Here is a 22,809-nt window from a genome sequence, read left to right on the forward strand (position 1 = left end):
ACCCGCTTCGTCGGACACGCCCGAGCCGCCCCCCTCGGCGTCGCTCACGGCTCAGCCCAGCCGGCGGTCGGGTACCGCTTCAGGATGATCGGGGTCACGGTCGTCCGGTGGCAGCGTGCAGAGCTTCTCGGCCACCAGGCCGCACACGAGGAAGACGACACCGGCGATTGCGGCACCGATGCTCAACCAGAGCGAGGCGACGGCCGGCACGACCGCCCGCGACAGCAGGTAGACGACCACGCCGAACCCCACGCCCGCGATGAGGGAACCGACCATGCTCGACGCCTTCGCCAGCACGACGACCCTCATCGCGCGGAACGGATCGATCGGGCGCTGGTTCGTTCCCCTGATCGCCCGGCCGATGGGCAGGGCCAGCGCGAGCACGATCGCCCCGGCCGCGACGAGGGTGATCGACAGCGACAGGGGCAGCGCAATGATCGGCCGGCCCGTCGATGCAAGCGCGATCTCGACGACGAACCCCACGAAACCCCCGAAAATGGCGAGCAGAACGAGGGTGAGCGGCCGGGTGCGCCTCACGGGGTCCACCGGGCGATGAGTCGCGGACTCTCGTACGTCGCCGCCAGGAGCGGCCCGATCGCACCGCGCCCCGGCAGATCGGCCCCGGGCTGGATCTCGTACCAGGGGGCCAGAACGAACGCCCGCTCGAAGGCGCGAGGATGCGGCAGGGTCAGGGTGTCGTCGTGCTGCTCGAGCCCGGCGAACGTGACGATGTCGAGGTCGAGGGTGCGGTCGCCCCACCGTTCCAGCCGCACCCGGTCGTGCGCCTGCTCGATGACCTGCAGCGCATCGAGCAACTCGTGCGGTTTCAGTGCCGAACGCACGAGGATGACCGCGTTGATGTACGACGGAGCGTCGAGGTCGACTCCTTCGGGCTTCAGAGCATCGGTCTCGTAGAAGCTCGACACCTCGTCGACGACCACACCGTCCAGCTGGTTGATCTCGGCGATCGCCTGCCGGAGTGTCGCCTCGCGGTCACCGAGGTTGCTGCCCAGCGCGATGACCGCCGGCAGGGTCACCCGCAGCTTCTCGCGCCTCACGCCCGGCTCCGGGTGATGGTGATCGCGACGTCGTCGAACGGCAGACCGATCGGCGCCTCGGGCTTGTGCACGGTCACGCGCGTGACGGTGACCCGCGCAAACGCCAGCGCAACGACGGCGATGCGCTCCGCGAGGGTCTCCAGTAGGTCGACGGGGTTCTGGGCCACCGCATCGTGGACAGCGTGCGCGAAGACGCCGTAGTTGACCGTCTGGCCGAGGTCGTCGGCCGCCGCCGCAGCGCGGGTGTCCAGCCACACCGTGACGTCGACGACGAAAGGCTGGCCGTCACGGCGTTCGTGGTCGTACACACCGTGGTTCGCCTGCACGGCGAGGCCGGTCAGCGTGATCGAGTCGAGTTCATCAGGCACTCTGGCGAGAATAGTGGATGCCGCACCCCCGTCACTCATGCGGCACCCCGTTTCCACGCCTCAGCGACACCGAGGGCGGCCTTCGTCGTCTCGACATCGTGCACCCGCACGGCCCATGCGCCCTGCTGGGCAGCCAGGGCGGCGACGACGGCAGAGGGGAAGTCCCGCGCCTGCATCGGCGCGCCCTCCTCGACGAGTTCACCGATAAAGCCCTTGCGGGAGGCGCCGACGACGACAGGCAACCCGAAGGCCGTGAGACGGTCGAGGTGACCCAGAACCTTCCAGTTGTGCTCCGACAGCTTCGCGAACCCCAGACCCGGGTCTACCAGGAGGCGTGCCGGGCTGACCCCGCGAACGATCAGCTCGGCGACGCGGTACTCCAGCTCCGCCGCGACCTCGGCCACCACGTCGCCGTAGACAGCCTTCGAGTTCATGATGGCGCTGTGGCCGCGCCAGTGCGAGACGATCAGCGGAACGTCGAGGCTGATCACGGCCTCCGTCATCGCCTCATCGGCGAGGCCGCCCGACACGTCGTTCACGATCAGGGCACCGGCCTCGACGGCGAGCCGCGCGGTCGAAGCATTCATCGTGTCGACACTCACTGCCAGACCCTGTTCGGCGAGGTTCCGGATGACCGGCAGCACCCTCGCCTGTTCCTCCGCCACAGCGATCCGCTCGGCCCCGGGTCTGGTCGACTCACCGCCGACGTCGATGATGTCGGCTCCGGCGGCCGCCAGCTCGAGCCCGTGCGCCACGGCGGCTTCGGCGCGCAGCCAGCGCCCCCCGTCGCTGAACGAGTCGCTCGTGACGTTCAGGATGGCCATGATGAGGGTGCGGCCCTCTGGCAGGCCGGCGTAGGTGGCGCGGGGCAGCTGCCCCGCCGAACCCTGCCTGCGGCGGGAGAAGGCTGCCCCGACCTCGCTCACAGCGAGACCTCTCGGCCCGCGCGGCCGGCCGCCGCCGTGACGGCAGCGGCAGAGCCAGCGGCAGCGGCCATACCCGCACCCGCACGCGCACCGAAGGCACTTGCCCCGATCAACCCCATCAGCTCCGCCCGGGCGGCGGGCTCCGAGAGCGTGCCACGCGACGCGACCGTCACCGTGGTGCTGCCGGCCTGCTGGGGCCCGCGCATCGTGACACAGCCGTGCGACGCCTCAAGGACGACGAGTACTCCCGCAGCATCCAGCGCTTCAGAGAGGGTGGACGCGATCTCCTCGCCCAGTCGCTCCTGCAGCTGCGGGCGGTTCGCCAGCACCTCGATCACAGCGGGGATGCGACCGAGACCGATCAGCCGGTCATCCGGAACATAGGCTACGTGGGCGACCCCCCGGAACGGCAGCAGGTGGTGTTCGCACACCGAACGGAACGCGAGGCCCCGCACCAGTACGGGCTCTGGCGGAGCGCTTCCGTCGAACGGGTACGTCTCGCCGAGCGCCTGCCGAGCATCGGCACCCACACCGGCGAAGAACTCGGAATACGCCTCGGCGACCCGCCGGGGTGTGTTCACGAGCCCTTCGCGCTGGGGGTCTTCGCCGATGGCTTCGATCAGCTCGAGCACCGCCGCCTCGATCCGCTGCCTGTTCACCGCCACCGAACCGCGGGCCGGCTGCTACGCCGTGGCCGGGCGGGGCGGCGCCTGAGGCGCACGCTTCGGCTTCAGCTCGACCTCGGGCTCGCTGGTGATGCCTCCGTCGACGGCGCCCAGGTCGATCGGAGCCTTCGCGGCCCGGAAGTCGATCGGAGGGATCGTCGACACGGGGCGTCGCTCGCTCGAGAGCCACTGCGGCCGAGGCGGAAGGTGCCGAACATCCTTGAAGATGTCGGCCAGCTGGTGCTGGTCGAGCGTCTCGTGCTCGAGCAGCTGGGTTGCGAGGTGATCCAGGATGTCGCGGTTGTCGTTCAACACCTGCCACGCTTCGTCGTGCGCAGCTTCGATGAGCTGGCGCACTTCGGCGTCGACCTGCTGGGCGAGGTTGTCGCTGTAGTCGCGCTCGTGGCCCATGTTGCGACCGAGGAACATCTCACCGGAGGCGCTGCCGAGCTTGACGGCACCGACGTTCGACGACATTCCGTAGTCGGTGACCATCTTGCGGGCGGTGTCTGTCGCCTTCTCGATGTCGTTCGACGCGCCGGTGGTCGGGTCGTGGAAGACCACCTCTTCGGCGACACGACCGCCCATGGCGTAGGCCAGCTGGTCGAGCAGCTCGTTGCGCGAGACCGAGTAGCGGTCTTCGAGCGGCAGCACCATGGTGTAGCCGAGCGCCCGGCCGCGGGGCAGGATCGTGATCTTGGTCACCGGGTCGGTGTTGTTCATGGCCGTGGCCACCAGAGCGTGACCGCCCTCGTGGTACGCCGTGATCAGCTTCTCTTTGTCGCGCATGATGCGCGTGCGACGCTGGGGGCCGGCCATGACCCGGTCGACGGCCTCGTCGAGGGCGCGGTTGTCGATGAGCTGCGCGTTCGAGCGAGCCGTCAGCAGGGCAGCTTCGTTGAGCACGTTCGCCAGGTCGGCTCCGGTGAAACCGGGCGTCTTGCGGGCGAGCACCTCGAGGTCGACCCCGGCGGCCAGGGGCTTGCCGCGGCCGTGCACCTCGAGGATCTGCTTGCGACCCATGAGGTCGGGTGCGTCGACGCCGATCTGGCGGTCGAAGCGGCCCGGACGGAGGAGCGCGGGGTCGAGGATGTCGGGGCGGTTCGTCGCGGCGATGAGGATGACGTTCGTCTTGACGTCGAAGCCGTCCATCTCGACGAGCAGCTGGTTGAGCGTCTGCTCCCGCTCGTCGTGCCCGCCGCCCATACCGGCGCCGCGGTGGCGACCCACCGCGTCGATCTCGTCGATGAAGATGATCGCGGGCGAGTTCTGCTTGGCCTGCTCGAAGAGGTCGCGAACGCGACTCGCACCGACACCCACGAACATCTCGACGAAGTCGGAGCCCGAGATGGAGTAGAACGGTACGCCGGCCTCGCCGGCGACAGCACGCGCGAGGAGCGTCTTACCCGTTCCGGGCGCGCCGTAGAGCAGCACACCCTTGGGGATGCGCGCTCCGACCGCGAGGAACTTCGACGGGTCCTTCAGGAAGTCCTTGATCTCTTCGAGCTCTTCGATGGCCTCGTCGTTGCCCGCAACATCCTGGAACGTCACCTTGGGTGTGTCTTTGGAGACCAGCTTGGCCTTCGACTTGCCGAACTGCATGACCTTGTTGCCGCCGCCCTGCATGCCCGAGAGCATCAGCCAGAAGAAGGCGCCGATGAGGAGCACCGGGAGCAGGATGCCGAGCAGCGAGAGGAACCAGTTCGTCTGCGGAACCTGGTCGTTGAAGCCGTCGGTGGGGGCTGCGGCCGTGACGGCGTCGATCACCTCTGATCCGCGAGGCGCCACGTAGTAGAACTGCACCTTCGAGCCGTACTTCGCGTCGGCCGATGCCAGAGTCAGGTCGACCCGCTGCTCACCGTCGATGATGAGGGCTTCGGAGACCTTGCCGTCTTTCAGGAACTGCAGGCCCTGCTGGGTCGAGACCTGCTGGAAACCCGACCCGGTGATCAGGCCGAAGCCGATCCAGAGCGCAATGGCGCCGAGCACGACGTAGGGAATCGGAGACCGGAGAACGCGTCTGAGGCTCATATCTTTCTTCGGTTCTTGAGGCAAAACCGGCACCTTTCTGGTCACCAAGTACTCGGCAAGGCTACCCGTGCCGGGCTGAACGGGGCCTGCGTGTTCCCCGTGGGCTTAACTTGCGAGGGCTTTGTCGCGGGCGCCTGCGCCGAGCCCCAGTGCGGGCAGCACCACGCCGTCGATCAGAGCGACGAGAAAGGCCCGGTCGACCGGCTTCTTCAGCACGAGGGAGCGATAGGTGGCCATGGACGGGCTGATCATCGAGATCGTCTCGATGTCGCACTCCCCCGAGATCTCGCCCCGCTCGACCGCCCGGTTGATGAGCAGCCTGTTGACGGCGGCGCGTGGCTCGACGATCGCAGCGTTCGCGGCGTCGGCGAGCTCGGGGGCCCGGGCGATCATCGACATCATGCCGGCCATGATCTGCATCTTGCGCTCGCTCTCCTCGATGGAGTGCGGGCGGATCAGTGCGATGAGGTCACCCCGCAGCGTTCCGGTGTCGGGCAGCGACGACGGGTCGAGGTCGACCTTCTTCATGCAGGCGACAGCGTCGATCACGAGTTCGGCCTTCGACGGCCAACGACGGTAGAGCGTCGCTTTGCCGGCCTTGGCCCGGGCGGCGACCATGTCGATCGTCATGCCGTCGTAGCCTGTTTCGGCGAGCACCTCGAGTGCGGCATCCAGAATCTCGGGGTCTCGGGTGTGGTCGCGCTTGCGGCCGAGCCGCGGCGCTTCGTCGGCGACCGCTCCCGGGGTCTCGGGGTCGAGCTGCGTCATTGCGGCACCCACCTTTCTTCGTACTGACGACATAGAGGTTACGCGAGTATTAATTCAGGAACTCACTGGTTCCGATACTTGACAGTACCGTATATAGTTCCAAACATGTCCCAGACTTCTGCAACCGCGCCGGCCGCGGTCTCCTCCCGCCGCTGGTGGACGCTGACCGTCGTCGCGCTCGCCCAACTCATGGTGGTGCTCGACTCCACCGTCGTCAACATCGCCCTCCCGGCCGCCCAGGCCGACCTCCAGTTCAGCAACGGCGACCGCCAGTGGATCGTCACCGCCTACTCCCTCGCCTTCGGCAGCCTGTTGCTGCTGGGCGGTCGCGTCTCCGACCTCATCGGCCGCAAGCGCACCTTCATCATCGGGCTCATCGGGTTCGCGGCGGCCTCCGCCCTCGGTGGCGCGGCCGACAGCTTCGGGATGCTCGTCTTCGCCCGCGCGCTGCAGGGTGCTTTCGGCGCTCTGCTCGCTCCCACGGCCCTCGCCGTGCTCACCACCACGTTCACCATTCCGAAGGAGCGTTCGCGCGCTTTCGGAATCTTCGGGGCCATCGCCGGCGCCGGCGGAGCCATCGGCCTGCTGCTCGGCGGATTTCTCACCGAGAAGTTCGACTGGCGCTGGAACCTCTACATCAACGTCTTCATCGCCGTCATCGCGGTCATCGGTGCGGTCATCTTCGTGGCGAACGCCAAGCGCGAGGGCGCCCGGCCGAAGCTCGACATCCCCGGCACGATCCTGGTCTCGGCGGCACTGTTCAGCCTCGTCTACGGGTTCTCCAATGCCGAGACAGACGGCTGGGACTCCCCGCTGACCTGGGGCTTCCTCACCGCCGCCGGCGTTCTGCTGGTCGCGTTCGTGCTCTGGCAGCGCCGGGCGGCACATCCGCTGCTGCCGCTGTCGATCATCCTGGACCGCAACCGCGGTGCGGCCTACAGCTCGGTTCTCATCGCGGGGGCGGGGATGTTCGGCATCTTCCTCTTCGTCACCTACTACCTGCAGGCCTCGCTCGGGTACTCGCCCATTCAGACGGGGCTGTCGTTCCTACCGATGATCCTGATGCTCGTGCTGGCCGCCCAGCTCGGCAACAACATCTTCCTGCCGCGCTTCGGTCCGAAGGTGCTGGTTCCGATCGGCATGCTGCTCGGCATGACAGGCATGATCTACCTCACTCACCTCACGACGTCGAGCAGCTACGCGGCCGACATTCTGCCGCCGCTGATGATCCTCGGGTTCGGTATGGGCACGATCATGCCCGCGTCGATCCAGACCGCGACGCTGGGTGTCGACCGCCGGTTCGCCGGTGTCGCCTCGGCGATGGTGAACACGAGCCAGCAGGTCGGCGGCTCCATCGGCACCGCGCTGCTCAACACCCTGGCCGCGACGGCCGCGACGAACTACGTGGCGTCGCACCTTCCGGCCTCGGCCGCTGTCGCTGCGGATGCCGCCGTCGCGAGCTACGCGACGGCCTACTGGTGGGGTGCCGGCTTCTTCGCCGTCGGCTTCGTGCTCTCGGCGCTCCTGTTCCGCCGCAAGCCGCGCCCCACGGCCGACGGCACCGGCGCAACATCCGGAACAGCCGCCTCCCCGTCCACCTCCCCCGACTCGGCCCCGGAGCCCGTCGTCGCCCACTGACCCGTCCCGGCAGTTTCATCGATAGGTCGAAATCTCTCCGAAAACGCAGGTTTTGGGAGAGATTTCGACCTCTCGTTCGTCTAGCTGTAGATGTGGGGGGCGAGGACGGCTATGTCTTTGAGGTTTCTGTACTTCTCGGCGTAGTCGAGGCCGTAGCCGATGACGAAGTCGTTCGGAATGTCGAAGCCCACGTACTTCACATCGAGCTCGATGCGCACAGCGTCGGGCTTTCGCAGCAGTGCGCACACCTCGACGGATGCCGGCCCGCGCGAGCGCAGGTTGGCGAGCAGCCATGAGAGAGTCAGCCCCGAGTCGATGATGTCCTCGACGATCAGAACGGTGCGGCCCTCGAGCTCGGAGTCGAGGTCTTTCAGGATGCGTACCACCCCGCTCGACTGGGTGCTGGTGCCGTAGGAGCTGACGGCCATCCAGTCCATCGTGATCGGGAGGCGGAGCTCCCTGGCGAGGTCGGCCATCACCATGACAGCGCCCTTGAGCACACCGACCAGCAGAACGTCCTGCCCGGCATAGTCGGCCTCGATGCGGCGGGCCAGCTCGGCGATCTTCGCGTGGATCTCGGCTTCGGTGATGAGAACGTTCGTGAGGTCGCCTGAGACGTCGCTGGAATCCATGGGGAGAGCCTAGCGAACGCGGGTCGAGGGGTGGGGTGGGTTGGCCTCAGTGGCGGGTGAACACGAGGCTGCCCGCAACGCGGGTGACGCGGATGCCCGGTAGGTCGACCCCGCTCTGACCGTGCCACTGCGTCACGAGGCGAAGCGCACTGAGGGTCTGGGCCCGGCTCAGGCTCACTCCGAACTCACTCGCCACGACGAAGCGCACGACACGCTGAGCGAGGGCCGGCGGATTCGACGCGAGACCATGCACATCGACCGCGATGCCGGCCTCGGCGTGCTCGACGATCTCGGCGGCCCATTCGGCGGCCAGGGCATCCAGAGCCTCGTCGTCTTCGCGCAACTGGTCGGCGGTTCGGGCAAGCGCCTCCGCAATGCCTGGCCCGAGCTCGGTTTCGAGCATCGGAAGCACGGTCTGACGCACCCGCACGCGAGTGTAGGCCGGGTCGAGGTTCTGTGGATCGTGCCAGGGTTCGAGGCCCAGGTCGACGATCGACTGGTGTACGAGCTGTCTCCGGATGCCCAGCAGGGGTCTGCCGTACGCCCCGTTGACCGCGCTCATGCCCGACAGGCTCGACGGTCCCGAGCCGCGGGCGAGCCCGAGCAGCACCGTCTCGGCCTGGTCGTCGAGGGTGTGTCCGAGCAGGATCTGTGTCGCCCCGGTGGCCTCGCGGGCGGCGCCCAGGGCGACGTACCGCGCCGCACGTGCGGCGGCCTCGGGGCCATCGGGGCCCGCCGGGTCGACGTGGACGCGGGTGACGATGACGGGGTCGAGACCCAGGGCGCGGGCGTGTGCGGCCGCTGCCGCGGAGACCTCCGCCGAGCCGGGCTGCAGGGCATGGTCGACGATGACGGCTCCGGCGCGGAGCCCCGCGCGCGGCGCCTCGAACGCTGTCGCTGCGGCGAGCGCGAGCGAGTCGGGCCCCCCGCTGAGCGCCACGAGCACCAACGGGGCGGCGGCGGCCTCGGCGGGCAGGGGCTGCCGAGCATCCGGAGCCTGCGCGTGAAGCGCACCGAGCGCCTCGCGAACGGCCCGCCGCACGTCTGCCATCGCCGGGGTCAGGCGGGGGCGGCGGTCGGGCGGGCGCATCCAGTAACGTTATTGCAGTTTCGCCAACACAGAAGGAGCAGCTGCCATGGGCACCTACGACGCCGTCATCGAGATTCCCAAGGGAAGCCGCAACAAGTACGAGGTCGACCACGTGACCGGCCGGGTGTACCTCGACCGCGTGCTGTTCACGAGCTTCGTCTACCCCACCGACTACGGGTTCTTCGAGAACACGCTCGGGCTCGACGGCGATCCGGTCGACGTTCTCGTGCTACTGGAGTACCCGGTGTACCCGGGCGTGGGCATCAAGGTGCGCCCCGTCGGCGTGTTCAACATGTCCGATGAGGCGGGAATCGACTCCAAGGTCATCGCTGTGCCCGCAAAAGACCCCCGCTGGGCGCACATCACCGACGTCGACAGCATCCCGTCGCAACTGCGCAGCGAGATCGAGCACTTCTTCGAGCACTACAAAGACCTCGAACCCGGCAAATGGGTCAAGACCGAGGGCTGGGGTTCGGCCGAAGACGCTGAGCAGATCATCCAGAACGGCATCACCAAGCTCGCCGAAGAGGGCTCTCACTAGCCCCCCACTGTGCGGGCTAGAAGCCGGCGCCGTACTGGCCCAAGACCTGGCGGGGGTTCTGCGCGGTGCCGTTGAGGCGGGTCTCGAAGTGCACGTGGCAGCCGGTCGATGCGCCCGTCGTGCCCGCCTTGGCGATGAGCTGGCCCTCGACCACGCTCCAGCCCGAGCGCACCACGAGTGAGGTGTTGTGCCCGTAGACCGTCGTACGTCCGCCACCGTGGTTGATCGTGACCGCGTTGCCGAGGCCGCCGTTCGGGCCGGCGAACGTGACGGTGCCGGCGGATGCCGCGTAGACGTTGGCCCCGCAGGTTCCGCCCGGACTCACCAGGTCGATACCCGCGTGCAGGCGCCACACCGCGTCGATCGGGTGGAAACGGTTGCCGTACTCGCTGGTCACCCTGGCACTCGGCAGGGGGCTGCTCCAGCCCTGGCCACCCGGCCCGATGATGATGGGGGCCGAGGCGCCGCCACTGCCGTCGCCACCGCCACCGCCCCCGCCGCCGCTGCCGCGCTGGCGCTCCGCCGCCTCCCGCGCCTCGCGCTCCGCCCGCGCCCGCTCCTCCGCGATGCGCGCGCGCTCGAGCACGCCCGCCCGGAAGTCGGCCTCCGTCACCGCGCGGTTCTGGGTGAGAACGTCGAGCTGCGTGGCGAGTTCGACCCGGCGGCTCTGCTCCTCGGCGAGCATGGTCTCGACGGCGAGCTGGGCGGCCGACGCCTCGGCCAGAGCCTGCTCGGCGGCGAGGCGCAGAGCGGAAAGCGCCGCCTCGGCCACCGCCGCCTGGCTCGCGATCGCTGCCGCGCTGTTGCGGCTCTGGGCCGCTGCCTCGTAGATCTGTGACGTCTGTTCGGTGAGTTTGCTGAGGGCTCCGAGCTGGTAGAGCAGAGCATCCGCATCGCCGCTGCTCTTGCTGCCCAAGAGCGCGAGTGACAGGTTCGAGCTGCCGGAACGGGCCAGTTGTGCGGCCAGAGCCCCGGCTCGCCGACTGGATGCCTCCGCCTCCTCAGCGGCCGCGCCCGCCCTCTCGTCGAGTTCGTCGCTCAGTCGCACCCCCTCGTCGAACGCGATCTGGGCCGTCTCGTACTCGGCTCCACGCTGTTCGGAGAGGGCCCGCGTCGCAACCGTCTCAGCCTCGAGCCCCGCGATCAGGCCCCGGATGCGCGTGATTTCGCCCTGCTTCGACGCTTCGTTCGAGCGGGCCGCGAGATCATCCTCCCAGCTAGGGTAATCGGCGGCACCGGCCGGCTCGGGGGCCAGCCCGTCGCCGAGCACGAGTGCAAAGCTGACGATGGCGGCCTGGAGCAGGCGGCGCAGGGGGCGGGTGGAGCCGGGCCGGCGAGCCGGAGAGCGATTACGGCTGCTCGCTTCGGTGGGGGCGGGATGATCGGTCACAACCTGGTCCTGTCGAATCGGTGGGGCCGGGCATCCGTCGCCCGCGGGGGTTTCGGCCACAGTAAACGCCCCGGCTGGGAACGTCGCCCACCGCGCCGGTGTGTTCGAAGTGCGCAGAACCCGCACAGTTTCGGTGGCCCTCACGGCGGATTGGCGGGGAGCCCTCACGGTGTGGCATACTCGTTGAGTTGTCAAAGCGGCCCCATCGTTTAGCGGCCTAGGACGCTGCCCTTTCACGGCAGTAGCACGGGTTCGAATCCCGTTGGGGTCACGCGTACTGGCTGGAGATCTCGGCTAGTATGACTCCGGTGCTGTTTTGCAACACGAAAAATTTCACACGTTTGGCCCTGTAGCGCAGTTGGTTAGCGCGCCGCCCTGTCACGGCGGAGGTCGCCGGTTCAAGTCCGGTCAGGGTCGCAAAGGTCGACAAGCCCTTCCCTCGGGAAGGGTTTTTCGCACCTCGGAGGGGTTTCACCTCTTCGGCTCTGTAGCTCAGTTGGTAGAGCGTTCGACTGAAAATCGAAAGGTCACCGGATCGATGCCGGTCGGAGCCACTGAACCCCCGCTGAGGCTTCTACTCACGGGGGTTCTTTTCGTCTGACCCGCCGGCCGGTCTGAACGGGAGTCGGGAGCGGGAATGGTCGAGTGCGAAGTCGCGATCGTCGGTGCGGGGCCGGTGGGGTTGATGCTCGCGGGCGAGCTGGCGCTGGCCGGGGCCTCGGTCGCGCTGCTCGAGCGACGGCCCAGCCAACACCTCGCTGGGTCGCGGGCGGGCGGGCTGCAGTCCCGAACGATCGAGGTGTTCGATCAGCGTGGCATCGCCGAACGATTTCTCTCAGAGGGCACGACCGCGCAAGTGCAACGTTTTGCCGAGGTGGCGCTCGACATCGGCGACTTTCCGACGCGGCATCCTTACGGCCTCGCGCTGTGGCAGAACCGTATCGAGGGCATCCTCGCGGAGTGGATCGCCGAGCTCGGGGTGGCGACGGAGTACGGCTCGGAGATCACGTCGGTCGAGCCCGGTGAGGCGGGGGTTCTCCTGCGGCGTGACGGCGGGCATCCGATTCGGGCACAGTATCTCGTCGGCTGCGATGGCGGGCGCAGCATCGTGCGGAAGGCGACGGGAATCGAATTCGCCGGGTGGGATGCCACGGTGAGCAACCTCGTCGCTGAGGTCGAGTACTCCGGCCAGCCCGAGTGGGGCATGCGGCGGGATGAGCGGGGCACTCACGGCATCGGGCCGCTGGTGCCCGGCGGCAGCACGATCCGGGTCGTCGTCACCGAAGACGGGCTACGACCGGGTGCCGGCCGGCCGACGCTCGCCGACCTGAGCGCGGCGATGCGGGCGGTCTGGGGGTCGGACTTCGGGGTGCACAGCCCCACATGGATCTCGCGGTTCACGGATGCCGCGCGCCAGGCGACGGCGTACCGGGCGGGGCGCATCCTGGTCGCGGGCGACGCTGCGCACGTGCACTACCCCGCTGGCGGGCAGGGGCTCAACATCGGCGTGCAGGATGCGGTGAACCTCGGCTGGAAGCTCGGGCTCGTCGTGCGGGGGCTGGCGCCCGAAGCACTGCTCGATACGTACGGGGCCGAACGCCATCCGGTCGCGGCGCAGGTGCTGCGCGATTCGCTCGCACAGGTGGGGCTGCGGCGCTCAGACGAGAGGTCGCGGGCGGCTGCGGAGGCCGTGGCCGAGCTGCTGTCGCTCGACGGGGGCCGCAGGCGGTTCGCCGCGCGGCTGTCGGGGCTGGGGGTGCAGTACGGAGCGGGTGCCGCGGGCGCTGGCGCTGGCGCGGGTGCCGGAGCCGGTGCCGGTGCCGTCGGGCATCCGCTCGTCGGGCGACGGATGCCCGATCTCCCCCTGCTCGTCGACGAAGAGCCCCGGCAGACATACGAGCTGCTGCACACGGCACGGCCCCTGCTGTTGATGTTCACCGCACACATCGAACCGCCCGCCCTCGGCCCGCGACCCGACCTCGTAACGGCCGTGGCGGCGGAGTACACAGGCCCGTGGGAGCTGCCCGAGATCGGCGAGGTGCCGGCGCCCGCCGCGGTGCTCGTACGGCCTGACGGCTACGTGGCCTGGGTCGGATCCGGCACCGATGATTCCCTCACCGCAACCCTCCGGGCGTGGTTCGGGAAGAGTCAGACGGTGGCGAGGAGGCCCGCGGCCGAGTCGAGAGCCCCCGGAACGAGTCCGTAGTAGTGCCAGGTGCCGCGCTTCTGAACAGAGAGGTAGCCGGCGTCGACGAGCACCTTGAGGTGGTGCGAGACGGTGGGCTGCGAAAGACCGAGCGGGTCGGTGAGGTCGCAGACGCACGCCTCGCCGCCTTCGTGCGCCGCGACCAGGGACAGCAGGCGCAGGCGCGACGGGTCGGCGAGCGCCTTGAGCGACCGGGCGAGCGACTCGGCATTCCCCGACGAGATGGCCTCGCGCGTGAGCGGCGCGCAGCAGGACTGTAGATCGCGAACGGGGATGAGCTGGGCTGCGGGCATGCACCCGATCCTGCCACATACATTGACAAACATCGATGTATAGACGCAGACTGACTGCATCGACACTCGTCGATGTTCGAAGGAGGTTTGTGATGGATGATTGTTGCGACCCGTCTGTGTGCCCGCCGGAGTGTCTAGCCGGCTGCACAGGTGGCTGCTGCTGAATATTCGGCCGCCACGCCCGCTCCGGTGGCGGCCGAACCCCTCCTCCCTCCACTCGCCGAAGGACACGCCATGACCCAACCGACCGTACTGTTCGTCTGCGTGCACAACGCCGGAAGATCGCAGATGGCCGCAGGGTATATGCGGCAGCTCAGCGGCGGAAAGGTGCGGGTGCTTTCAGGCGGATCCGAGCCGGGCACGTCGATCAACCCCGTCGCGGTGGCGGCAATGGCCGAAGAGGGCATCGACATCGCGGGTGAGGTGCCGAGCATCCTGCAGACCGCAGACGTTCAGGTGTCTGACGTCGTGATCACGATGGGCTGCGGGGATGTCTGCCCCATTTTTCCCGGCAAACGGTACGAGGATTGGGCGCTCACCGACCCGGCCGGCCGGGCGATCGACGAAGTACGACCCATTCGTGACGACATTCGTCGGCGCATCGAGGTGCTGCTGGGCGAGCTCGACCTGGAGGGCTAGGAAGGCAGCGACATCCGCGCCGCCCTCCCCCGCCCACCCGGGGCCGGTCAGCCGGCCGTCGCCGCCGCGTAGGGAGCCGCGAAGGTGCGCTGTCCAGCGGGCGATGTCACGACGACCGTCGCCGAACCAGACGCGATCTTCGTCAGCCGTGTCGGGAAGGCCTGCGTCACGGTGGCACCCGGCGCCACCTTGACCTGAGTCTTCGTTCCGTAGGCGGTCTTGAGCTGGATCGTGACCGGCACCGCCGAGGTGTTCGTCGCCGACACGGTGAGGGTCACCTTCTGGTCGACGCTCGACGTCGCTGCCGTCACCGTCGCCGTCACGGAGGCCGCTGATTTCACGACGGTGATGACCGGCAGGCTGACCGTCGAGGAACCACCGCGCACAGCCGAAACGACCACGCGGCCCACGTTGCCGGCGGCGATGGTCGGCGTGAGAGCGACGCCGTCTGCCCCCGTCACGACGTTCGCCGCCAGCGCTCCGCCGGCGAACGTCGCGGGCCCGGTGATCCTGAACGTGATGCGCTCGCCGCCGGCCGGGGTTCCGGCCCTGTCGACGAGCTTCGCCCCCAGCCCGGTCACGGTGCCCCCCGGCGCGATGGTGCTCGCTACTCCCAGCGGCTTGAGGCTCAGGACGCCCACCGGCACGGTCTGCACGGGAAGCGGAGTGCAGGCGATCGTTCCGCTGCGCAGGGCATTGCCGTCGTCGTTCGTGTCGTCGGACCAGTAGACGGGCTTGAGACCCGAGACGCACTGGGTCTGCGGGGCGATGGCGAAGCCCTCGTTGTTGTAGTTCGGCATGCCCGTCGGGCGCTCGTACACGTGGGTCACGGCGAAGCGCCCCTGGGTCGCGCCACTGTCGGCGATCGCGAGTGTCGCCGACCGGCCGTTGCAGGTGTCGTCGCACTCGGCCCAGAAGTTTCCCGTCTCGGGCTCGAACTCCAGGTCCATCACACCGGTGAAGCCGCTGGCGATCGTTGCGACCCGGGTGTAGCCGCCCGTCACCTGGTTGAGGGCGTACGCATAGATGGTCCCGTTGGCCTCGAGTCCGACGAAGAACAGGCCGTCTCCGTGGTCGGCATACGTCGACGGGGAGTAGGCGGCGCCGGTCTTCTCGTCGATGAAGCCCTTCGAGACGAGAAACGCGTCGGAGATCCAGGAGATGGCTTCGAGACCGCTGTTCGGGGCGACCGCCGGCAGGTCGGCCGTGAGGTTCCACTCCATCGTCGCCGAGAGGGTGGTGCCTGTGGCGGCGGTGTCGAACTTGAGCACCTCCGGGCGGCTGACGGTGTTCGCACTGTTGTTGCGCTCGGTCGAGACGTAGGCTCCGCCGTCCGGGCCGGCTGCGGTGAACGTCACGCCCTCGGTGTCGGGGTCGCCTGTGCCGTCGGGGTAGCGCAGGGCCTTGCCGCCCGCCCAGTCGGACGAAGCATCCGGAGCCCACGTCGTCCCGTTGTACGTCAGTTTGTAGAGGGTGCTCGGCCCGTTCTTGACAGCCCAGAGCGTTCCGGGTGCTGCGGTGCCCGAGGGGTCGTAGGCAAGCCCGCTCAGGTTGCCCCCGAGCACGCCGTTCGGGTCGGCGGTGGCGACGGATGCCCCGCCCGGCCATGCCTCGGCCGCCGGCCCGGTGGGCGGTGCGGTCGTGCCGCAGTCGTTGACCGCGCCCTTCGTCGAGGAGGAGGTCGTGGTGAAGGCTCCGGTGCCGTCGGGGCAGCGACCGTACGTCGTTGCGGCGTGGGACGTCCAGGAGTACGAATCGACGAGGGTTGTGCCATCCGGGGTGAACAGCCGGGCCGAGTCGGATGATCCCAGCCCGAACGACGGGTCGACATCGGCGGCGTAGTACCCGCCGGGCGCGATCGAGGTGCCCCCGGCGATCACGAACGAGTGCGTGTCATCGCTGTCTTTCACGATGAAACCCGACACGTCGGCATCGACGGGGCCGGTGTTCGTGAGCTCGACCCAGTCGCCCGGCGTACCGCCACTGGACTCGACCTCGTTGATCTTCACGACCGCTGCGGCCTGCGGTTCGATGGCGGCGGGCGCACCGGCCGCAGTGGCCGCCTGCGGTGCGATGAACGATGCCGTGAGCACGGCGGCGGCGAGAACGGCCCCCGCGGGAAGGCGCCAGGTGACAGCCACGATGATTCCCCCTAGATTGTGCGCCGACCGAACGTCGTCGCCTCCAGAATTCTCACCGGCGCCCGCGTCGCCGATCTGGACGCCAGGTGAACAACCGGGGTCAGAGCCGGGTGCGCTGGAGCGAGTGGATCGCCCGGTCGAGCCACTCCGCGAGCATCATCCGCTCGACCTCGCTGAGCGCATCGAGCTCCGGGGAGATGGCGCGCGCCCCGACGAGGGCTGCCAGCGGCGCGGAGCCGAGATGCTCCTCCCCCGGCACTACCTCGGCCAGGATCTGCGCGAGAACCGCCTCGTACATACTGTCGGCGAGCCCAGCATCCCGGAGCCCCGGCGCTGTCGCAAGAAGCGTCTGAATGCATCCGATGCCGGCCGCCTGCACGAGGTCGACGGCACGGGACTCCGCGACGCGGAGCCGACCGGCGACCGCGACGCGGTGGATGCGCGCTTCGAGCACACGCTTGCCCGACTCGGCGGCGGGCGAACTCCGGCCACGCGCCGGGTCGCTCAGGAGCCGGAACAGTTCGGGGTTAGCGACGCCGAACTCGATCTGTGCTCTCCAGCCCGCCCGCAGGTCGTCGAGCGGGTCGACGTCGTCGGCCGACGCCGCCTCGACGATTGCGGCCTTCGTCGACACGAACGTGGCCAGCACGAATTCGGCCACAGCGTCGAGCAGTCCGTCTTTGTCACCGAAGAGGCGATAGATCGTCGGGGCCTGCACCCCGGCGGCCTCGGCCACTCTGCGGGTGGTGACGCCGGCCGGTCCCTGCTCTCGCAGGAGCTGGGCGGCGACCTCCACGATGCGCGACCGGGTATCGCTGCGGGTGCCGGTCTCGATGCTCACGTAGCAACGGTAACAGGATGTTGCTTCCGCCGTGTTATCAGTGTTAGCATTTTCATGTTTTCACTGATAACAGAAAAGGCACACCATGATCATCGTCACTGGCGCCACGGGCGCCCTCAACGGCGCCACCGTCGACCACCTGCTCGAACGGATGCCCGCGAGCGATATCGCCGTGGCCGTTCGCGACACCGGGAAAGCCGGCCGGTTCGCCGACCTCGGAGTGAGGGTGAGACAGGGCGACTACGCCGACCCGGCCTCCCTGCCCGGGGCATTCGCGGGGGCCGACCAGTTGCTGCTCGTGTCGTCGAGCGACCCCAGAGCCGATGCGGTGAGCCTGCACCGGGCCGCCATCGAGGCAGCAGCCGCGGTGGGGGTGGGGCGCATCCTGTACACGAGCCACCAGGGCGCAGCGCCAGACACACCCTTCGGTCCGGGCCGCGACCATGCAGCGACCGAGCAGCTGCTCGAGGACTCCGGAGTCGCCTGGACGTCGCTCCGCAACGGGTTCTACGCCCACAGCCTCAGCTGGCTGCTCGGCCCGTGGCGGGAGACCGGCGTGATCGCCGTCCCCGTCGACGGCGCGGTCTCCTGGACAGCACGCGAAGATGCTGCTGAGGCCGCCGCCGTGATCATCGCCGCCGACGGCGCACAGGACGGCCCCGTCACACTCACCGCACGCGCGGCACCGACGTTCGAACAGATCGCCGATACTGCCTCGGAGCTGGCGGGGCAGACGGTTCGCCTCGAGGTGCTGGGCGAGAACGAGTGGGTCGCCGCTCAGGTGGAGGCTGGCCAGCCGGAATTCGTGGCTCGCTTCATGCTGGGCATGTTCCAGGCGGCTGAACGGGGATTCTTCGCCGGTACCGATCCCCTGCTCGCCGACCTGCTCGGCCGGGAGCCGATGACCGTGCGCGAGGTGCTGGGCCAGGGGCCCGCAGCGCACTGAAACAGGGTCGGCCCCGACGTGCTCGACGGCGTCGGCGGCTCGTCAGCGCTCCAGCAGCGCAGACCGCTCCGGGTGCTCGTCGAACCACTGCCCGACGTACTGGCACATCGGCACGATGCGCAGCGCAGTGTTCTGCTCGACGTCGTCGACCGCGAAGGTGACGACCTCGTTCGCGTATCCCTGGCCGCGCAGCTTGGGGTCGGTGAAGGTGTGGGTGAACGAGATGCTCGTGTCACTCTCGACGTAGTCGGCGGCACTCACCAGCGCTCCGTCGATGCGCAGCAGATAGCGATGACGGTCGGTGTCGTGGAGGATTTCGCGGGCCATGCTGCAACCCTACGCCGCGACAACGACGAAGCCCCCTGGCTCTCTGGGAGAGGCAGGGGGCTCTGACGCGCGTGACGCGTGCGAGCGTCTTCGGGGACGCTCGCGGTAGCTAGGTATTTCCTACTCTATGCAAACGCACGCGTCGCCCCCAGACCCAGAATGGGTGCCCCCCGAGGTGGGAGGGGCTCGCCCAGGCACCGACTCAGGATGCTGCGGGGTGGTGCTCGGCGAACATCCAGTCGTCTCATCGGCCCTCCATAGCCTGCCGGGCCATGCTCGAAGAAGCGGAGCACACGGTGCCCGCCACCCGACGAAAGGAGAGAGAGCGATGTCACGGTACCTGACCGGAATCCGACCGGTGCTGAGCGTGCTCGGAATCGTGCTGTCGGTGGTCGTGGGTTACAACACGTGGGCGCAGATCGACGCCACCAACCCCGAGACCGCCACACACGAGACCGCCTCCTAGAGCACCGCGGTGCCCCGCCTCAGCCGCGCGGCTGGAACGCCGACAGCGGGGCGCTCGGACCCTGGCCCTGTGACTCCGTCATGTCGACGGTCGAACCGTCGGGTGCGAAACGCCATCCGAGCACGCGCCAGCCCTGCACGCTGACCGCGATCTTCTCTCCGTCGACCGTTGCCGAACCCGGCAGATCGAGGGGTCCCTCGAAGAACCAGTACTCGGCCGCAGCCAGCTCCTCCGGCGTCTCGATGAGGCGTCGGCCCACCGTCGTGTACAGAAAGTCGGGGGCCGGATGGTCGTCGAAGACGGCGAGCCTGTCACCGGTCAGCAGGGCTCGGTAGGGCGCCCGCTCGTCTGACTCGTTCTGCCCAGCGCACGAGATGCGCACAGCGGCGGCGGCGAAGATCGCCTCCACGCGGGACCGGAGCTCACCGATGGTCGTCGGAACGGTGTTCACATCGACGGGGTGGTCGTCGGGCACCGCCGCCGCCGCGTCTGCCAGTGCCCGGTAACCGGCCCTCTCGGCGAGCACGGCCTCGGCCCCCAGCACCTGAGCATTGTCGAACGGACCGAGGGTGCCCACCAGATCGTGCTCCCAGGTGGCGATGAGCCGCTCCGCCCGGTCGAGGAGGGCCCGGAACGACGCTGCAGTCTCATCGCCGGGAACATCGCCGGCCGCACGGGCGTCTGCGGCCGCCCCGGCAGCCCGAAGCCGGTACACATCATCGACGGTCGCCCCGTGCGCCGCAGGAGGGTCGCCCGCGGAGAACGTACGAGTGCCGGGCAGACTGCCCGTCTGCCCTGCTGTGGAGCCGAACGCGTCGGCGACCAGCACTGCACCGACCGCGGGGTCGAGTTCCACGCGGCCGGTCGCAACCAGGCGGCCGGCCGCCACCTCGAACGGAACCACGAGAATGACCCGCGAGGCGCACAGCACCTTCACCTCGTAGTGGCCGTCGTTCGCGTCGAGCAGGTGCCAGTCGCCACCCCAACCGGAACCGCTGAGGTTGTTCCATCCCCGCACACCGTCGAATGAGATCGCCAACTCGTAGCCGAGAACAGATCCGTCATTCGCGGTGAAGGCGTAGCGGCTCTCGATACCCGACGCCCGGGCAAGGCGCGCTCCCTCCCTGAAGAGATGGGCCTCGTACTGGTGCGCCTCGGCGTCTGTGAGCGTGAAGATCGTCGTCACCAGGGCGGGTGCGTCGGGCTCGTCGATTGTGTCGAGGGCCAGCAGGGCGACCCCGTGCATCCATTCGTTGTCCACAGCGAACCGCTGGTCGTCGTCGAGGGAGACGATCGACAGGACTCCGTCGTGCAACAGTTCATCGACCCCGTCGAGTTCGGAGACGACGCGCACGGTGAAGCGCGTCGCTCCGGCGTCGGGGCTGTCGACTCCGTCGACCCAGTGCTGCAGGTCGACGGAGGCGAAGCTGTCGGCGGCGAGCTCATCGAGAGGCTGGCGATGCTCGAACCAGAGCGCACCGCCCGGCCGATTCATGACCCACACCAGTTCGGCTCCGGCGGGAACCGGGCCCAGCAGGACGAAACGCAGAAGCGGGTTCCAGCCTTCCGGCCGGAACCCGCTGAATGCACCCGCACGAGCGCGGAGGGTGTGATGAACAATCGAGGCCATTGAGAAATAGTCACCTATTTCTCCCGACGATGCAACCGCCTGAACACCCTTTTGTCGAACGCCATGCGTCAGGGCGTCGCCATGCGTCAGGGCGACGGCATGCGTCAGGGCGTCGGCATGCCACCGTTCACGTGCAGCGTCTCACCGATCACGTAGCTCGACTCGGGCGACGCCAGGAAGACGTAGGCGGGCGCGAGCTCTGCGGGCTGGCCCCAGCGGCCGAGAGGTGTCTCTTCGCCGACCGTCGGCAGCGCCTCGGTGGGCTGGCCGCCCGCCGTCTGCAGCGGGGTCCAGATCGGGCCGGGCGCGACCACGTTCACTCGCACGCCCTTCGGCGCGAGCTGCTGCGAGAGCGCCTTGGAGAACGTGTTGATCGCGGCTTTGGTCGAGGCGTAGTCGACAAGCGTCTCCGACGGCGAGTAGGCCTGGATCGACGAGGTGTTGATGATGGTCGAACCGGCGCCGAGGTGCGGAAGGGCTGCCTTCGTGATCCAGAACATGGCATAGACGTTGGTCTTGTACGTCTCGTCGAACTGCTCGTCGGTGATGTCGGCGAGCGCCTCAGCGAACTGCTGCTTGCCCGCGTTGTTCACGAGGATGTCGAGTCCGCCGAGCCCTTCGACGGCGTCGGCCACGAGGCTGCGGCAGAACTCGGGGCTCGTGATGTCACCGGGGAAGCCGATGCCCTTCTGGCCGGCCTCCTCGATCAGCTTCAACACCACTGCGGCATCCCCCTGCTCCTCGGGCAGGAACGAGATCGCCACATCGGCGCCCTCTCGCGCATAGGCGATGGCGACGGCCGCGCCGATGCCCGAGTCGCCACCCGTGACGAGAGCCTTGCGCCCGATCAGACGACCGCTGCCCCGGTAGGTCTTCTCGCCGCGGTCGGCCTTGTCGTCGAGCTTGGAGTCGAGCCCCGAGCCCTCCTGGTACTGGGCCGACTGGTCGATGTCGGCGAACATCTTGGCGGGATCCTGAGACGTGTACTGGTCATCGGTCATGCTTCGACGTTACGGGCGGTCACGGTTCGCCGGGGAGGGGTTGCGATTTTCGTGCCGAGGCGGCACGGTGCGCGGCGGCCTATCATTGGGGCTCATGGGCGACACCGATTTCGACCCCGACCTCGACACCGACACCGACACTGGCGGCGACACTGGCGGCGGCATCGCCTCGCGGCTCGGGCTGGGCCTTGCGGCGATCGGCCGCCCCGCGTACATCACGGTCGGGCGTGACAGCGATCTCGGCTCGGCCGACGACCGCTCGATCGACGCGATGCAAGACCGGGCGCACCGCCTGCTCGAGGAGGCCTGGCTGCTCGGCGTCCGCTACTTCGATGCCGCCAGGTCGTACGGGCACGCCGAACGGTTTCTCGGATCGTGGCTCGCCGAGCATCCGGCCCGTCGTGACGCGCTCACGATCGGATCGAAGTGGGGCTACGAGTACGTCGGCGACTGGCGACTCGATGCTGACGTTCAGGAGCGCAAAGACCACGGGCTCCGGATGCTCGAACAGCAGTGGCCCGAGACGCTGGAGGCGCTCGGCGGAGCGCCTGACGTGTACCTCATCCACTCACTCACGCCCGAAAGCCCCGCGCTCGACGACCCTGCGCTGCTCGACCGACTGCGCGAGATCGCGGCGAGCGGGGTGCGGGTGGGGTTCTCGACGAGCGGACCGGAGCAGGCTGCGGTGATCGACCGCGTGCTGGCGCTGGCCGACTCGCCGTTCACGGCGGTGCAGAGCACCTGGAACCTGCTCGAGCCCTCGGCCGGGCCGGCGCTCGCGCGCGCGAACGACGCGCGGTGGCTGGTGGTCGTGAAGGAGGTTCTGGCGAACGGCCGCCTGACGGCGCGGGGGGCGGAGGTCGCTCAGAGCGCTGGGCTGCCCGCGGGCGGCACCGGCGGCGGGGTCGCGGCGCGCGGGGCGGAGGTCGCGGCAGCGGCCCTCGCGGCGGCCTCCGGGCAGCCGCTCGCGGGGCTCGCCATCGGCGCGGCGGTCGCGCATCCGTGGGCCGACATCGTGCTGAGCGGCGCCGTCACCGGGGAACAGCTGCGCGAGAATCTCGCGGCCCGGCCGCCGGGCGTCGACCTCGACGAAGACGCCCTCGCGGCCCTCGCCGAACCGCCCGGGCAGTACTGGGCTGCGCGCAGCGCCCGCCCCTGGACCTGACCGAGCACCCGGCCATCCCGCGAAGCACGCCCCCTTCGTCGATCGAA

At 68.8% G+C, this 22,809-nt stretch carries 23 protein-coding genes and 3 tRNA genes; 10 read left to right on the plus strand and 16 right to left on the minus strand.

Annotated elements, in window-relative coordinates:
- Positions 1-51: 51 nt before the first annotated feature.
- The 7 genes from B7R24_RS14505 to B7R24_RS14535 form a co-directional block, all read right to left on the minus strand.
- Positions 52-537 carry a DUF3180 domain-containing protein gene (locus B7R24_RS14505; RefSeq protein WP_116419994.1) on the minus strand — a complete coding sequence of 162 codons (486 nt, stop codon included), beginning with the start codon at positions 535-537 and terminating at the stop codon, positions 52-54.
- Positions 534-1,058 carry a 2-amino-4-hydroxy-6-hydroxymethyldihydropteridine diphosphokinase gene (gene folK / locus B7R24_RS14510; protein ID WP_116419690.1) on the minus strand — a complete coding sequence of 175 codons (525 nt, stop codon included), beginning with the start codon at positions 1,056-1,058 and terminating at the stop codon, positions 534-536. The genes B7R24_RS14505 and folK overlap by 4 nt, the downstream gene beginning before the upstream one ends.
- Positions 1,055-1,465 (minus strand): dihydroneopterin aldolase, encoded by a 411-nt coding sequence (folB, locus tag B7R24_RS14515; RefSeq protein WP_116419691.1) that lies wholly within the window; start codon positions 1,463-1,465, stop codon positions 1,055-1,057. Before folB ends, folK begins: the two co-directional genes overlap by 4 nt.
- A complete protein-coding gene (gene folP, locus B7R24_RS14520; RefSeq protein WP_116419995.1) occupies positions 1,462-2,250 on the minus strand; it encodes a dihydropteroate synthase in 789 nt (262 codons plus the stop codon). The genes folB and folP overlap by 4 nt, the downstream gene beginning before the upstream one ends.
- Positions 2,251-2,348: 98 nt before the next feature.
- The gene (gene folE, locus B7R24_RS14525; protein WP_437123534.1) at positions 2,349-3,011 is read right to left on the minus strand and encodes a GTP cyclohydrolase I; all 663 of its coding nucleotides are present in this window, start codon (positions 3,009-3,011) and stop codon (positions 2,349-2,351) included.
- 24 nt (positions 3,012-3,035) lie between these two features.
- A complete protein-coding gene (gene ftsH, locus B7R24_RS14530; RefSeq protein WP_116419693.1) occupies positions 3,036-5,048 on the minus strand; it encodes an ATP-dependent zinc metalloprotease FtsH in 2,013 nt (670 codons plus the stop codon).
- A gap of 105 nt (positions 5,049-5,153) precedes the next feature.
- Positions 5,154-5,816 (minus strand): TetR/AcrR family transcriptional regulator, encoded by a 663-nt coding sequence (locus tag B7R24_RS14535; protein WP_116419694.1) that lies wholly within the window; start codon positions 5,814-5,816, stop codon positions 5,154-5,156.
- Positions 5,817-5,921: 105 nt separating this feature from the next.
- On the opposite strand from B7R24_RS14535, the gene B7R24_RS14540 reads away from it, so the two are divergent.
- Positions 5,922-7,454 (plus strand): MFS transporter, encoded by a 1,533-nt coding sequence (locus tag B7R24_RS14540; RefSeq protein WP_116419695.1) that lies wholly within the window; start codon positions 5,922-5,924, stop codon positions 7,452-7,454.
- Positions 7,455-7,534: 80 nt separating this feature from the next.
- Here the strand turns inward: B7R24_RS14540 and hpt are convergent, their stop codons facing one another.
- Both hpt and tilS read right to left on the minus strand, forming a co-directional pair.
- Entirely contained in the window at positions 7,535-8,086 is a 552-nt protein-coding gene (hpt, locus tag B7R24_RS14545) for a hypoxanthine phosphoribosyltransferase (protein WP_116419696.1), read from the minus strand.
- Positions 8,087-8,132: 46 nt separating this feature from the next.
- Positions 8,133-9,176, minus strand: a complete 1,044-nt coding sequence (gene tilS / locus B7R24_RS14550) for a tRNA lysidine(34) synthetase TilS (protein ID WP_116419697.1) — start codon at positions 9,174-9,176, stop codon at positions 8,133-8,135.
- A 46-nt stretch (positions 9,177-9,222) separates the two neighbouring features.
- Here tilS and B7R24_RS14555 point away from each other — a divergent pair, with 46 nt between their 5' ends.
- Positions 9,223-9,717: an inorganic diphosphatase gene (locus B7R24_RS14555; protein WP_116419698.1), complete on the plus strand. Its 495-nt coding sequence runs from the start codon at positions 9,223-9,225 to the stop codon at positions 9,715-9,717.
- A gap of 16 nt (positions 9,718-9,733) precedes the next feature.
- Here the strand turns inward: B7R24_RS14555 and B7R24_RS17665 are convergent, their stop codons facing one another.
- Positions 9,734-11,107, minus strand: coding sequence for a M23 family metallopeptidase (locus tag B7R24_RS17665; protein WP_172582849.1), 1,374 nt, complete (start codon positions 11,105-11,107; stop codon positions 9,734-9,736).
- A gap of 198 nt (positions 11,108-11,305) precedes the next feature.
- Between B7R24_RS17665 and B7R24_RS14575 the strand changes: the two genes are divergently transcribed.
- The 4 genes from B7R24_RS14575 (at position 11,306) to B7R24_RS14590 (ending at position 13,313) form a co-directional block, all read left to right on the plus strand.
- Positions 11,306-11,378: transfer RNA gene (locus B7R24_RS14575), tRNA-Glu, on the plus strand.
- A 72-nt stretch (positions 11,379-11,450) separates the two neighbouring features.
- Positions 11,451-11,524, plus strand: a tRNA-Asp gene (locus B7R24_RS14580).
- 64 nt (positions 11,525-11,588) lie between these two features.
- Positions 11,589-11,661, plus strand: a tRNA-Phe gene (locus B7R24_RS14585).
- Positions 11,662-11,744: 83 nt separating this feature from the next.
- Complete coding sequence (locus B7R24_RS14590; protein WP_116419701.1) at positions 11,745-13,313, plus strand: FAD-dependent monooxygenase; 1,569 nt, start codon at positions 11,745-11,747, stop codon at positions 13,311-13,313.
- Here B7R24_RS14590 and B7R24_RS14595 read toward each other — a convergent pair.
- The gene (locus B7R24_RS14595; RefSeq protein ID WP_116419702.1) at positions 13,256-13,606 is read right to left on the minus strand and encodes an ArsR/SmtB family transcription factor; all 351 of its coding nucleotides are present in this window, start codon (positions 13,604-13,606) and stop codon (positions 13,256-13,258) included. The two genes, B7R24_RS14590 and B7R24_RS14595, sit on opposite strands and share 58 nt — an antisense overlap.
- Positions 13,607-13,840: 234 nt before the next feature.
- Between B7R24_RS14595 and B7R24_RS14600 the strand changes: the two genes are divergently transcribed.
- The gene (locus tag B7R24_RS14600; RefSeq protein WP_116419703.1) at positions 13,841-14,245 is read left to right on the plus strand and encodes an arsenate reductase ArsC; all 405 of its coding nucleotides are present in this window, start codon (positions 13,841-13,843) and stop codon (positions 14,243-14,245) included.
- Positions 14,246-14,292: 47 nt separating this feature from the next.
- Here B7R24_RS14600 and B7R24_RS14605 read toward each other — a convergent pair whose 3' ends face one another.
- Together B7R24_RS14605 and B7R24_RS14610 are read right to left on the minus strand one after the other, a co-directional pair.
- Entirely contained in the window at positions 14,293-16,386 is a 2,094-nt protein-coding gene (locus tag B7R24_RS14605) for a lamin tail domain-containing protein (protein ID WP_216363713.1), read from the minus strand.
- Positions 16,387-16,486: 100 nt separating this feature from the next.
- Complete coding sequence (locus B7R24_RS14610; protein ID WP_116419704.1) at positions 16,487-17,227, minus strand: TetR/AcrR family transcriptional regulator; 741 nt, start codon at positions 17,225-17,227, stop codon at positions 16,487-16,489.
- An 85-nt stretch (positions 17,228-17,312) separates the two neighbouring features.
- Between B7R24_RS14610 and B7R24_RS14615 the strand changes: the two genes are divergently transcribed.
- Positions 17,313-18,173, plus strand: coding sequence for an NAD(P)H-binding protein (locus tag B7R24_RS14615; protein ID WP_116419705.1), 861 nt, complete (start codon positions 17,313-17,315; stop codon positions 18,171-18,173).
- A gap of 42 nt (positions 18,174-18,215) precedes the next feature.
- Here B7R24_RS14615 and B7R24_RS14620 read toward each other — a convergent pair whose 3' ends face one another.
- Complete coding sequence (locus tag B7R24_RS14620) at positions 18,216-18,500, minus strand: GNAT family N-acetyltransferase (RefSeq protein WP_116419706.1); 285 nt, start codon at positions 18,498-18,500, stop codon at positions 18,216-18,218.
- A gap of 328 nt (positions 18,501-18,828) precedes the next feature.
- On the opposite strand from B7R24_RS14620, the gene B7R24_RS17670 reads away from it, so the two are divergent.
- Positions 18,829-18,966, plus strand: coding sequence for a hypothetical protein (locus tag B7R24_RS17670; protein ID WP_172582850.1), 138 nt, complete (start codon positions 18,829-18,831; stop codon positions 18,964-18,966).
- A 19-nt stretch (positions 18,967-18,985) separates the two neighbouring features.
- Here B7R24_RS17670 and B7R24_RS14625 read toward each other — a convergent pair whose 3' ends face one another.
- Positions 18,986-20,596 carry a hypothetical protein gene (locus tag B7R24_RS14625; protein WP_116419707.1) on the minus strand — a complete coding sequence of 537 codons (1,611 nt, stop codon included), beginning with the start codon at positions 20,594-20,596 and terminating at the stop codon, positions 18,986-18,988.
- A gap of 104 nt (positions 20,597-20,700) precedes the next feature.
- A complete protein-coding gene (locus B7R24_RS14630) occupies positions 20,701-21,597 on the minus strand; it encodes an SDR family oxidoreductase (protein ID WP_116419708.1) in 897 nt (298 codons plus the stop codon).
- 94 nt (positions 21,598-21,691) lie between these two features.
- Here B7R24_RS14630 and B7R24_RS14635 point away from each other — a divergent pair, with 94 nt between their 5' ends.
- Positions 21,692-22,762: an aldo/keto reductase gene (locus tag B7R24_RS14635; protein WP_116419709.1), complete on the plus strand. Its 1,071-nt coding sequence runs from the start codon at positions 21,692-21,694 to the stop codon at positions 22,760-22,762.
- Positions 22,763-22,809: the final 47 nt, after the last annotated feature.

This window comes from Subtercola boreus (assembly GCF_003399645.1).
In the GTDB taxonomy this organism is placed as follows: domain Bacteria; phylum Actinomycetota; class Actinomycetes; order Actinomycetales; family Microbacteriaceae; genus Subtercola; species Subtercola boreus_A.